Origin of the sequence: Ruminococcus sp., assembly GCF_019423705.1 — a bacterium.
GTDB lineage: Bacteria > Bacillota > Clostridia > Oscillospirales > Ruminococcaceae > Hominimerdicola.
The window spans coordinates 142,912-155,126 of sequence record NZ_JAHZAX010000003.1 but is presented as its reverse complement, the minus strand read 5'-3'; the positions used below and the strand labels follow the sequence as shown (position 1 = coordinate 155,126).

General features: G+C 46.6%; 10 protein-coding genes. 9 read left to right on the top strand and 1 reads right to left on the bottom strand.

Going from position 1 to position 12,215, the window contains the following annotated elements:
* Positions 1-7 precede the first annotated feature (7 nt).
* Together clpB and QZ371_RS03640 are read left to right on the top strand one after the other, a co-directional pair.
* Entirely contained in the window at positions 8-2,629 is a 2,622-nt protein-coding gene (gene clpB / locus QZ371_RS03645) for an ATP-dependent chaperone ClpB (RefSeq protein ID WP_295209593.1), read from the top strand.
* A gap of 377 nt (positions 2,630-3,006) precedes the next feature.
* Positions 3,007-5,349 (top strand): VWA domain-containing protein, encoded by a 2,343-nt coding sequence (locus QZ371_RS03640; RefSeq protein WP_295209589.1) that lies wholly within the window; start codon positions 3,007-3,009, stop codon positions 5,347-5,349.
* A 271-nt stretch (positions 5,350-5,620) separates the two neighbouring features.
* On the opposite strand, the gene QZ371_RS03635 is transcribed toward QZ371_RS03640, so the two are convergent.
* Entirely contained in the window at positions 5,621-6,148 is a 528-nt protein-coding gene (locus tag QZ371_RS03635) for a nitroreductase (RefSeq protein WP_295209587.1), read from the bottom strand.
* A gap of 248 nt (positions 6,149-6,396) precedes the next feature.
* Here QZ371_RS03635 and QZ371_RS03630 point away from each other — a divergent pair, with 248 nt between their 5' ends.
* From QZ371_RS03630 to QZ371_RS03600, 7 genes are all read left to right on the top strand, one after another.
* Complete coding sequence (locus QZ371_RS03630; protein ID WP_295209584.1) at positions 6,397-7,992, top strand: peptide chain release factor 3; 1,596 nt, start codon at positions 6,397-6,399, stop codon at positions 7,990-7,992.
* Between the two features lie 117 nt (positions 7,993-8,109).
* Positions 8,110-8,415, top strand: a complete 306-nt coding sequence (locus QZ371_RS03625) for a type II toxin-antitoxin system RelB/DinJ family antitoxin (RefSeq protein WP_295209580.1) — start codon at positions 8,110-8,112, stop codon at positions 8,413-8,415.
* Positions 8,416-8,563: 148 nt separating this feature from the next.
* Positions 8,564-9,313, top strand: a complete 750-nt coding sequence (locus QZ371_RS03620) for an N-acetylmuramoyl-L-alanine amidase (RefSeq protein ID WP_295209577.1) — start codon at positions 8,564-8,566, stop codon at positions 9,311-9,313.
* A gap of 302 nt (positions 9,314-9,615) precedes the next feature.
* Entirely contained in the window at positions 9,616-10,458 is an 843-nt protein-coding gene (locus QZ371_RS03615) for an aldose 1-epimerase family protein (RefSeq protein ID WP_295209574.1), read from the top strand.
* A 24-nt stretch (positions 10,459-10,482) separates the two neighbouring features.
* Positions 10,483-10,944 (top strand): D-aminoacyl-tRNA deacylase, encoded by a 462-nt coding sequence (gene dtd / locus QZ371_RS03610; RefSeq protein WP_295209571.1) that lies wholly within the window; start codon positions 10,483-10,485, stop codon positions 10,942-10,944.
* Positions 10,941-11,282, top strand: a complete 342-nt coding sequence (locus QZ371_RS03605; RefSeq protein ID WP_295209569.1) for an ArsC/Spx/MgsR family protein — start codon at positions 10,941-10,943, stop codon at positions 11,280-11,282. The genes dtd and QZ371_RS03605 overlap by 4 nt, the downstream gene beginning before the upstream one ends.
* 120 nt (positions 11,283-11,402) lie before the next feature.
* Complete coding sequence (locus QZ371_RS03600; RefSeq protein ID WP_295209566.1) at positions 11,403-12,203, top strand: amidohydrolase family protein; 801 nt, start codon at positions 11,403-11,405, stop codon at positions 12,201-12,203.
* Positions 12,204-12,215 lie beyond the last annotated feature (12 nt).

The window sequence follows — 12,215 nt, the reverse complement described above, 5'->3', positions numbered from 1 at the left end:
TAATTTTATGAATGCACAGAAATTGACACAGAAATCATTGGAAGCTTTGCAGGAAGCGCAGAGCATTGCCTCGAGAAATTCAAATCAGGCGGTCGATCAGGAGCACCTTATGCTGGCGCTGCTTTCACAGGAAAACGGCCTTGTGCCGCAGCTTTTTGTTAAAATGGATATATCTCCCGAAAGCGTTGAGGCTGCGCTCACAAGAGCGGTGAACGATATCCCGAAAGTAACTGTCGGCGGAAGAGAGCAGGGCTCTGTATATATTTCAAGCGACCTTGACAAAGCCTTTGCCGAGGCTGAGTCGGAAGCTTCACGAATGAAGGACGAATATGTTTCCGTCGAGCACCTTGTTATGGGCATTATGGATAGCCCAAACAAGGCGATGAAGGAAATTTTCAAGACCTTTGGACTTAATAAATCAAAGTTTCTTAAAGTTTTGCAGTCGGTAAGAGGCAATGCGCAGGTAACGAACCAGAACCCAGAGGAGACCTATGACGTGCTGAAAAAGTACGGTCAAGACCTTGTTGAGCTGGCAAGACAGAACAAGCTTGACCCTGTTATCGGCAGAGACAGCGAGATAAGAAACGTTATAAGGATACTTTCAAGAAAGACCAAGAACAACCCTTGCCTTATCGGTGAGCCTGGCGTTGGTAAAACAGCCATTGCCGAAGGCCTTGCCCAGCGTATCGTCAGCGGTGATGTGCCTGACAGTCTGAAAGACAGACAGGTGTTCTCTCTTGATATGGGTGCCCTTATCGCAGGCGCAAAGTACAGGGGCGAATTTGAGGAAAGGTTCAAGGCGGTCGTTGAGGAGATAAAGAAGTCAGAGGGCAGGATAATCCTGTTCATTGATGAGCTTCACAATATCGTAGGCGCAGGAAAGTCAGACGGCGCAATGGACGCAGGCAACCTGCTCAAGCCAATGCTTGCAAGGGGCGAGCTTCATTGTATCGGTGCGACGACACTTAACGAGTATCGTCAGTATATCGAAAAGGACGCAGCCCTTGAAAGACGTTTCCAGCCTGTAATGGTTGACGAGCCGACTGTCGAGGACACTATCTCTATACTGCGTGGACTGAAAGAAAGATACGAAGTTTTCCACGGCGTAAAAATTCAGGATCAGGCGCTTATTGCGGCGGCTGTCCTTTCAAATAGATATATCACGGACAGATTTTTGCCTGATAAGGCTATCGACCTTGTGGACGAGGCTTGCGCACTTATCAGAACTGAAATGGATTCAATGCCGACCGAACTTGACGAGATAAGACGTAAAATTCTCCAGCACGAGATCGAGGAGACCGTGCTCAAAAAGGAGAACGATAAGCTTGCCGTTGAGCACCTCCACGAAGTTCAGAAAGAGCTTTCGGAAATGCGTGAGAAGTTCAACGAAATGAAGGCAAAGTGGGAGAACGAAAAGTCCGCTATCTCGAAAGTTCAGAAGCTCCGTGAGGATATCGAGCAATGCTCAAAGGATATCGAGAGGGCAGAGCGTGAGTACGATCTCAATAAGCTTGCCGAGCTCAAGTACGGCAAAATGGCCGATTTGCAGAAGAAGCTTGCTGACGAAGAAGCTAAGGCCGAGCAGTCAAAGACGAAGAACACGTTGCTTAGAGATAAGGTAACGGAAGAGGAGATAGCAAGGATAATCTGCCGCTGGACGGGTATCCCTGTTGCAAAGCTTATGGAGGGTGAGCGTGAGAAGCTGCTCCACCTGCCTGATATCCTCCACGAAAGAGTTATCGGTCAGGACGAAGCCGTTGAAATGGTATCAGAAGCCATTATGAGGTCTCGTGCAGGCATTGCAAATCCAAACCAGCCGATAGGTTCGTTCCTGTTCTTAGGCCCGACAGGCGTTGGTAAAACTGAGCTTGCAAAGACTCTTGCGCAGGCGCTTTTTGACGACGAGAACAACATCGTTCGTATAGATATGTCGGAGTATATGGAGAAATTCAGCGTAAGCCGTCTGATTGGAGCGCCTCCGGGATACGTTGGCTATGAAGAAGGCGGTCAGCTGACGGAAGCTGTCAGAAGGAAGCCTTATTCAGTCGTTCTGCTGGACGAGATCGAAAAGGCGCACCCGGACGTTTTCAATATCCTCTTGCAGGTGCTTGACGACGGACGTATCACCGATTCCCAGGGCAGAACTGTTGACTTCAAGAACACTATCATAATCTTGACCTCAAACCTTGGTTCGCCGTATATCCTCGATGGCATCACACCCGAGGGCGAGATATCGCAGGAAGCAAGGGACAAGGTTGACGCTCTGCTGAAACAGCAGTTCAGACCGGAATTTCTCAACCGTCTTGACGAGATAATCTACTACAAGCCCCTTATGAAAACTGAGATCTACAAGATCGTTGATCTTATGATCGGCGAACTTGCAAAGAGACTTGAGGACAAGCGTCTTGGTATCGAGGTAACAGACGCCGCAAAGGAAGCCATCGTAAATCAGGGCTACGATCAGAACTTCGGCGCAAGACCTTTGAAGAGATTTATCCAGCGTAAAGTGGAAACACTTATCGCAAAGAAGATAATCGCTGACGAGGTGGAGCCTGATTCTATCCTTCAGGTGGATTATGACGGAGAATTCAAGATAAACGTTATCTATCAGACACAGGTGGAAGAATAAACCATAGAACTTGAATGATATGCAAAAATCTGAACAGGCGCTTAAATGCGTCTGCTCAGATTTTTTTTGCACATTTGCTGAAATATGTCAGATTATGTGTTATATTGACTTAATCGGTTTCGTAAAGAGAGAGTAAATGTATATTGGTTAAATGATTTAGTGTGAAACGCTGTGTGGAACACAAAAAAGCAGGGCTGATTTTGTGTATAATTTTGTGGATTTTTACTTGCAAAAAGGGTGCGAATATGCTAAAATATTAATATCATACTGTGGATCAAAATTTCAGGTTAAACGTTTAAGCTATAACACCAAACGTTCATCTGGAATAGTATGAGGAAGGTAATATATGTGATAGATACGGGGGATAATCAATAACTATGAAGTCAAATTTTGCTGACACTAATGCCTTTATCGAAAGTATGAACAGAGGCAAGCGAAAAAAGAAGATAACTCTGCTGGTGCTTTGCATAGTGCTGGTGGTGCTTGTTGCCGCCTGCGTTATCGTGGGACTTAGGATAAGAGAGAATAACCGTATCGCTATGGCGAAATCTGTTATTTCAAAGCTCGATATCAGCACCACTTTCAAGGAGTCGGAGTTTGCCGATGATCATGACTGGGACGGCGACGGCATTAAGAACGCCGACGAGATAAGAAACGGCACAAATCTTCAAAGCGAAGATACAGATAACGACGGCATAAGCGACGGCGATGAGATAAAGCTTGGCACTAACCCGCTTTCCGCCGATACCGACGGCGACGGACTGCTTGACGGCTATGAGCTTATGGCAGGCACGAACCCAAGGCTTCCAAAGTCTGACGGTGAGACTAACGACGCTCAGCGGATATTGACTGTTGAGAAAAAGGCTGGGGACTGCACACTTGAGATCAAGGGCGACGCAAATGCCGCAAGCGCAACGCTTGTGGAGCTTGACCTCTTCGGTATCTCTTCAAACGCTAGTATCGTCACAAAGGCTTATGACGCTTATTCCGATTATAAATATAACTCGGCTGTTATGACTTTCAAGATCGACAGCGACAAGCTCAGCAAAATGGGCTATTCTTTCGACGATCTGACAGTTCTCAAATTCGATTCACGTTCGACTAATTACACAAAGGTGGAGTCGAAGGTCAACAAGAGCAAAAAGACAGTTTCCGCTTCTTTGACAGAGCTTGGCACTTATGTTGTCGGCGTTGAAAAAACTGTCAATGACGACGCAACCACAAGAATTGCTTTCCTTGTTGATAACTCGGGTTCGATGTATTCGAAGGAGCAATGCGTGACTTCATCTGAAAATGACGTTGACTTCAAGCGACTTGACTTTGCGCAGAGCCTTATCGACAAGTTAGAGGACAGCTATCAGATAGGCATTTCAAAGTTCACAGGAACTTACACAAAAATGGTGGATTTCACCACAGACCGCTCAAAGCTCAGCGAAGCCCTTGCCAAGATCAAGAGCGATGCAGAGGTATTTGACGGAACCCACAGCCAAACAGCTTTGAAAAAGTGTATGGACGAGTTCAAAGCAACTTCCGCAGGCAAGTACAGAAACATTATCGTAATGCTCACAGACGGCGAGTCGGACGAGTTCAATCCTTCAAGCGTTGAAACGCTGGCAAAGATCGCTGACGATAAGAATATCATCATTCTCACAGTCGGCCTCGGCAGAGAAGTTGACAGAGAATGGCTGCAAGAGCTTGCTTATTCCACAGGCGGAAAGTATTATTCAGCCTCCGACGCAAACGCCCTTAACGACGTTTACAAGCAGATAGTTACCACCCTTAATTACGATATAGTTTCCTATTCAAACGCCGATGACAACGTGAGAGGTTATTCTCTTTACAACACAGGCTTTGATCCAAAGGTAAACGGCTTCTCGTTCAAGAATTTCAGAACCACCACCGCCGCAAGCGTTGACTTCGGTATGGCGATTATGGCAAGAGACTGGTATCTCGGCAACGTCAAGACAAAGCTTGGCAGCATAAAGCCTTCCGATTCAAGCGAGCTCAAGGTCAATGCTGAGGGCTATGACATCAGCAGCACAGACTTCGGCAAGGAATATGAAAACAGAACGCCGCTCAGCAAGATTACTTCCGACCTGTTCGCAGGCACTTATGCGGACGTTACAAAGTATCTTGATTATTCAGGCGACGGCAATGTGCTGACCCTCAATGACGATTACAAGTATGACAGCAAGAACAAGGGCTGGAAAAAGACCCCGACAAAGATCTCGGGTGGCAATCTCCGCTGGAAAAAGGTCGATTTGCTCAACCTTGATATCGCAAACAGCTATGATAAGATAGCAGGCGGCTATTCAAAGAATGACGCTGAGTTCGCAAAGGCACTTTACAGGCTCAACGCCCTGCAATGGGACGATTCATCATCTGAATACAACCTCAACAACGACAGCAAGGGCTTTGAAAAGCTTGAAAACCAGCTCAGCCTTGGCATACCGGTCGTTACAACTATTGACGGTACGCACACAGTAAACGCTATCGGACTTATCCAGGATTCGGATTGCCACAGAAAGTATATCTTGCAGATATATGACAACAACTATCCGGGCGAGACAAAGCAGCTTTATATCGAAAAGCTACCAAAGTGTACACTTGAAGTTGACGATGACGGCAACGCAAAGGTAACAGGCACGACCTTTGAATACTCAGCAACATATGAGGGCAAGCAGGTCGGAATCGAATTTTCTGACGTTGACGAGCATTGATTCTAAAAAATAAAACGCAAATAATAAAGGCAGGCAAATGTCAATATGTTTGTCTTGGTTTATCGAAAGAAGTAACGGGCGAACGCTGTTCGCCCCTACATATAATTATGTGTAGGGGACGGCGTCCTCGACGTCCCACTTGTTTGGGACAACTCGATATTCAAAAGACTATGTATATCACATTCGCCTGTTTTATTTTGCGCAAAAATAGAACGCCGCACAAAGCATAGCAGCCTTGTGCGGCGTTTTTATAAGATAAAGGAGTGAAAAATTATTTGATGTAATATACCCAGTTGGCTTTCTTGTCGTGAGGCTTCGGATAATCGCCGTCAGCATAGCCAAGTGCGCAATGGCCGATACCCTCGTAATCGCCCTTAATGCCAAGAGATTCAAGGATAGCCTTGCCTTCGTCAGACTGGAACTCTTCCTTTGCACGATGTATCCAGCAGCTTCCAACTCCCTCGTTATGTGCGGCAAGCATAAGGTTGCCCATAACAAGGCTGCCGTCATAAAGATACGTCGGGCAGGATTTATCTGCCAGCACGATAAGCATTGCAGGTGCGCCATAGAACGGGTCAAAACCCTCTTCCCAGCCGCCGATCTTTCTGTTCATCTCGGCGATCTTATCACGCATTTCCTTGTTTGTAACGGCTATGATGATAGGAGACTGCATATTTCTGCCTGTCGCCGAATAAGTGCCTGCGGCGATGATACGGTCGATAACTTCCTGCGGTATCATATCGGGCTTATATTTTCTTACGCTTCTGCGTGTTTTCATAAGTTCAAGCAATTCTTTCATAATACAGACCTCCTTTAAGGTTTTGTTCGATAATTTGTGATAATTTGTTTATCTTTTCGATAAAACACACATTTTGTTTACAAGATAATTATAACACATATCCGTCCCATTGTCAATGGAGAGAAAGCTGACATAATTAATAAAATATCTATTGTATCTTTTGGCATATTGTGATACACTAATTGAGTATGTAAACATATAAATAGTAAAAATTCAAATCAAATATATGGATATATGGAGGAATCAATTTGGGCAAGCTGGAAGACGAGATCAAACGACGCAGGACATTTGCGATCATTTCGCACCCTGACGCGGGTAAAACCACACTTACTGAGAAATTTCTGCTTTACGGCGGAGCTATCGCCCAGGCAGGCGCAGTAAAGGGCAAGAAAAATTCACGCCACGCTGTTTCGGACTGGATGGAGATCGAAAAGCAGAGAGGTATTTCAGTCACTTCCTCTGTTATGCAGTTCCAGTACAAAAATTATTGTATTAATATCCTCGACACCCCCGGTCACCAAGACTTTTCCGAGGACACATATCGTACCCTTATGGCGGCGGACTCTGCCGTAATGGTCATCGACGCTTCAAAGGGTGTCGAGAATCAGACGAGAAAGCTTTTCAAGGTCTGCGTTATGAGGCATATCCCGATCTTTACTTTCGTCAACAAAATGGATAGAGATTCGAGAAATCCTTTCGATCTTATGGAGCAGATAGAGTCTGAGCTGGGTATTCAGACATATCCTGTCAACTGGCCTATCGGTTCGGGCAAGGATTTCAAGGGCGTTTACGATCGTGACAAGAAGCACATCATTTCATTTGAAGCAAGCGGCGGACAGCACCAAGTCGCAGCCACAGAGGTCGATCTTTCCGACCCGTCACTTGACAGCCTTATCGGCGAGGATCTTCATTCAACACTTTGCGACGATATCGAGCTTCTTGACGGCGCAAGCTATGAGTTTGACATCGAAAAAGTCCGCAAGGGCGAGCTTTCACCAGTATTCTTTGGTTCTGCGCTGACAAATTTCGGCGTTGAGCCGTTCCTTGAAAACTTCCTTGAAATGACAACATCGCCGACGCCGAGAAATTCATCTGAGGGCATAATCGACCCATTCGACCCTGAGTTTTCAGCATTTGTGTTCAAGATACAGGCTAATATGAATAAGGCGCATAGAGACCGTATCACGTTCCTGAGAATTTGCTCGGGCAAGTTTGACAAGGATATGGAAGTGCTCCACGTTCAAGGCAACAAGAAGCTGAGACTTTCCCAGCCCCAGCAGATAATGGCACAGGAAAGAGAGATTATCGACGAGGCATATGCAGGTGATATCATCGGCGTGTTCGACCCTGGTATTTTCTCCATCGGCGATACTATATGCTCGCCAAAGAAAAAGTTCGAGTTTGAGTCGATACCGACATTCGCCCCCGAGCACTTTATGCGAGTAAGGCAGAAGGACACTCTCAAGAGAAAGCAGTTCGTCAAAGGCACAACGCAGATCGCACAGGAAGGTGCTATCCAGATTTTCCACGAGCCGGACAGCGGTATGGAAGAAGTTATCGTCGGCGTTGTTGGCGTGCTCCAGCTGGAAGTTTTTGAGTACAGAATGAAGAATGAGTATAACGTTGAGCTTTTCAAGGAAGGCCTGTCATATTCATACATTCGTTGGATAGACAACAAGGACATCGACCCTAAGACATTGAAGCTTTCCAGCGACACAAAGCTTGTGAAGGATTTCAGAGACAATTATCTGCTGCTTTTCACCAGCGAATGGAATATCCGCTGGGCGCTTGAGCGTAACGAAGGCTTGCAGCTCTCCGAGTTCAACAGGGGCGATCTGCAATAATTTTACTATGGATCTCAAAGCCGCACTTTCGGGTGTGGCTTTTTTCTTGACATTTTAACGCAAATGTGTTATAAATGTATTAGAAACGTGATACAATATCTGAAAGGAGCGATTGATATGGCAAACACAAAAACTGAAACTCTGCATATCAGAGTAAATGAAAATGTTAAGGAAAACGCTGAAAACACCCTTGGTATGCTGGGAATTTCCATTTCGGAAGCGGTGAATATGTTCCTCTGTCAGGTCAATTTGGTGGGTGGTATCCCATTTGAAGTGAAGCTGCCTGCGCCTGAGCGTGTTATCGTCAGAGACAAGGCGGAATTTTATGAAAAGCTCAAGCAGAGCCGGCAGGATATAGCCGAGGGCAATTGCACCCCAGCAGAGGAAGCTTTTGACAGGCTGGAGAAAAAGTATGGCTTATAAACTTGCGTAGGGGAGATTGTGTCAAAAAGTTTGCGATAAAAAATGTAAATGCGTTGTTTAGGTTTGCTTGCAGTAATAAAAATGATGTTGTCCGCATAACTTGTACAAAGAGACAAGGTTTGTTCTCAAAAACAAGGAGGCTGGGATAATGTTCAGAAGATTGCAGAGTTTATTGTGCTGTGCGGTCATAGGCGCTTTTGCGGTGATATGCTGGTACGGCAGAGAAAGCGGACAGGCGGTTATGACGGCGGCGAAGGTTGGAACTTCTATGGAGAAGCCCGTCGTGGTCATCGACCCAGGGCACGGAGGTATGGACGGCGGCTGCGTTTCGGTGGACGGCACGGCGGAAAAGGGTATCAATCTTGCCATTTCCGAAAGCCTGCGTGATAGCCTGCGCCTGCTGGGATATGACGTCATTTGCACCCGTGAAAGCGACGTTTCGATATACGACAAAGGCACGGAGGGCTTGGGCGAGCAGAAAAAGTCAGATATGAAAAATCGTCTTTCCATATTCTCGAAATATTCCGAGGGCATTTCCGTTTCCATACACCAAAACCAGTTCACCGACAGCAAATACAGCGGTGCGCAGATGTTTTATTCGGCGAAAAACACCGAGGGTCAGCGCCTTGCAGGGGTTATGCAGCAGCAGTTCGTTTCGCTTTTGCAGCCCGACAATATGCGTGAAACAAAGCCCGTCGGCGACGAACTTTACCTGCTCAACAACACCGACAATCCTGCGGTGATGATCGAGTGCGGCTTTTTATCCAATCCCGAGGAAGCGGCAAAGCTTGAAAGCGCCGAGTATCAAAAGCAGGTGGCTTTCACGGTGCTCACGGGCATAACCGAATATCGTGGGCAAAGTGCGGATAAGTCGGCAAATTCAGCGGCGGAAGATTGACCCAAAAGCAGCAAATCAACGGGCGACCACAGGTCGCCCCTACAAAAAAGCTACGTATTTACGAATTTGTAGGGGACGTCGACGTCCCCTTGGATGGCGTCCTCGACGCCCCACTTATATCGAACTGCTGAAAATTAGACCACTAATGTCTGTTTATATTTTTCAACACCAAAAGTGCAGATCATTCCGACCTGCACTTTTTTTGACAATATGCGAAATATATGCTATAATAAATATGTATGCAGACCGATCGGGACGCTTTCTGTCGGTCGTAAAAACTGAGATCATTGGAGGTCATCATTATGTTATATGAGATAAAAAAGGGCAATGTTTCCATTTCTGCCGACACTTTCGGCGCTGAGCTTCATTCTATCAAACTGGACGATAAGGAATACCTTTGGCAATGCGGCGACGCTTGGAAGCGTTATGCGCCGATTCTTTTCCCTTTCATCTGCTCGCCAAAGGACAGAACTTACAAGGCTGACGGCAAGGAGTATCACCTCAAGGCTAACCACGGCTTTGCAAGGGACAGCGAGTTTGAGTTCGCAGGCAAGACAGATAATTCCATTAGCTTCACCCTCAAGGACAGCGCTGAAACTCTTGCGCAGTATCCATATCACTTTGAGCTGACTGTTACATACACAGTCGAGGGCAAAAAGGTCATAGTCAAGAATTCTGTCAAGAACACCGACAGCAGGGATATTTATTTCTACCTCGGCGGACACCCTGCCTTTATCTGCGATATTCAGGGCGGAAAGTGTGTTGTTGAATATGAAAAGCCTGAGACGATCGTCCAGCCAACGCCAAATGGCGACAGAACTGTCCTCGATAACGAAACAACTTTGCCGCTTAACAGAGCGCAGTTCGACTTTGACGTTATTATGAAGGACAAGCCGAATTCAAAGGCCGTTACCCTTAAAAAGTCAGACGGCGGATATGTAAAGCTGTCTTATCCTCAGTCTGAGTGCATTGCGGTTTGGACTTCAACAGGTGATGAAAGAGCGCAGTTTATCTGCCTTGAGCCTTGGACGAGCGTGCCTGTTTATGAGGACGACGCTTTCGAGGATATCGAAAAGAAGCCCCATGCTGTTAAGCTTGGAGCTGGAAGCACATTCGATTACAGCTACACTATCGAGATCGGCTAAAAAATTTATCGAAAGGAACAGCATATGAAAGCAGTAATTCAGAGAGTTACCCACGCAAAGGTGGAGGTCGAGGGCAATATCACGGGGGAGATCGACAAGGGTTATATGATACTTTTCGGCGTTGGCCAAGAGGACACCGAGGCCGACTGTATTAAGCTTGCGGACAAGATATCAAAGCTGAGGATTTTCGCCGACGAAAACGGCAAGACAAATCTGTCGATCAACGACGTTGGCGGCGATATCCTTTGCGTTTCGCAGTTCACACTTTATGCGGATTGTCACCACGGCAACCGCCCGTCATTCATCTATGCAGGCAAGCCCGATGAAGCAAACAGGCTTTACGAGTATTTCTGCAAGGTGTGCGAGGAGAAGATATCGGGCAAGGTCGAAAAGGGCGTTTTCGGCGCAGATATGGCGGTATCGCTTGTTAACGACGGCCCGTTCACTATCGTCCTTGAATGTAAGAACGGAGAGTTTTTGGTATGAATATACAAATATTCGGCAAGTCAAAGTCCTTTGATACTAAAAAAGCGGAGCGGTATTTCAAAGAGCGTGGGGTCAAGTTCCAGTCTGTTGACCTGCCCACAAAGGGTCTCAGCAGGGGAGAGCTTAATTCAGTCCTTGCGGCGGTTGGGGATATCGAAAAGCTTATCGACCCAAAAGCAAAGGGCGAGCAGGCAATGCTTATAAAATATCTCGGCAGCCGTGATGAAAAGATCGAAAAGCTGCTTGAATACCCTGAACTTTTTGCGGCGCCTATCGTGCGAAATGGCAAGAAAGCCACGGTGGGTTATTGCCCCGATGTGTGGAAAGAATGGGACTAGGACGATATTAGCAGCGCTTTGCAACGTGAAAATGGTGTGAAATTTAGCCCATTGTGTTGAAAATCGGCGCAGAATGTGGTAAAATAGACTTGAAAGATTATCGGAAAGAGATGTATTTTAATGGTTATTGATTTTCACGTTCACGCTTTCAATCCAAAGATAGCAGAAAAAGCCGTCGGCAAGCTGGAGCAGGTCAGCGGCATAACGCCTTTCACAAGAGGCCTCACGGAAGAGACCATCAAGCGCTTCGACGAATGGGGCGTTGACAAGGGCGTGCTGCTTTCTATCGCCACAAAGCCAACTCAGCAGACTGTCATAAACGACTGGGCGGCGGAGCAGGACGGCGGAAGATTTATCAGCTTCGGCAGTATCCACCCCGACGCTGAGGATATCGAAAGCGAGCTGGAGAGGATAAAAAAGCTGGGACTTCACGGCATAAAGCTTCACCCCGATTATCAAGGCTTTATGATAGATGATGAGAAAATGGACAGCGTTTATGACGCTGTCGAGCAGACAGGTCTGCCCGTCATATTTCATTCTGGCTATGACTGCGTTTCCCCTGACCTTATCCATTCAACCCCCGAAAGAGCGCTGAAAATGATAAAGAAGCACCCGAAGCTCAAAGTGGTGCTGGCTCACCTTGGGGCGAATATGATGTGGCAGGAAGTGCTCGACATTCTTGCAGGCGTTGACGGCGAGGTCTATTTCGACACGGCTTTTACGACCGAATGTCCAGACGATCTAATGCAGCTTATTATCCAAAAGCACGGCGCCGACAGAATACTCTTCGCAAGCGATTGTCCTTGGGATAGTTCCTACCTTATCAAGGAAAAAATACTGAAACTCAGCGGCATATCTGAGAGCGATAAAGAAAAAATACTGGGGCTCAACGCTATGCGCCTGCTGGATATCAAGGAATAAAATGCAAATTGT

Bases quoted from the DNA above. Each gene is read 5' to 3' on its own strand.
- clpB (WP_295209593.1), top strand. From the start codon at position 8: ATGAATGCACAGAAATTGACACAGAAATCATTGGAAGCTTTGCAGGAA.
- QZ371_RS03640 (WP_295209589.1), top strand. From the start codon at position 3,007: ATGAAGTCAAATTTTGCTGACACTAATGCCTTTATCGAAAGTATGAAC.
- QZ371_RS03635 (WP_295209587.1), bottom strand. From the start codon at position 6,148: ATGAAAGAATTGCTTGAACTTATGAAAACACGCAGAAGCGTAAGAAAA.
- QZ371_RS03625 (WP_295209580.1), top strand. From the start codon at position 8,110: ATGGCAAACACAAAAACTGAAACTCTGCATATCAGAGTAAATGAAAAT.
- QZ371_RS03620 (WP_295209577.1), top strand. From the start codon at position 8,564: ATGTTCAGAAGATTGCAGAGTTTATTGTGCTGTGCGGTCATAGGCGCT.
- QZ371_RS03615 (WP_295209574.1), top strand. From the start codon at position 9,616: ATGTTATATGAGATAAAAAAGGGCAATGTTTCCATTTCTGCCGACACT.
- dtd (WP_295209571.1), top strand. From the start codon at position 10,483: ATGAAAGCAGTAATTCAGAGAGTTACCCACGCAAAGGTGGAGGTCGAG.
- QZ371_RS03605 (WP_295209569.1), top strand. From the start codon at position 10,941: ATGAATATACAAATATTCGGCAAGTCAAAGTCCTTTGATACTAAAAAA.
- QZ371_RS03600 (WP_295209566.1), top strand. From the start codon at position 11,403: ATGGTTATTGATTTTCACGTTCACGCTTTCAATCCAAAGATAGCAGAA.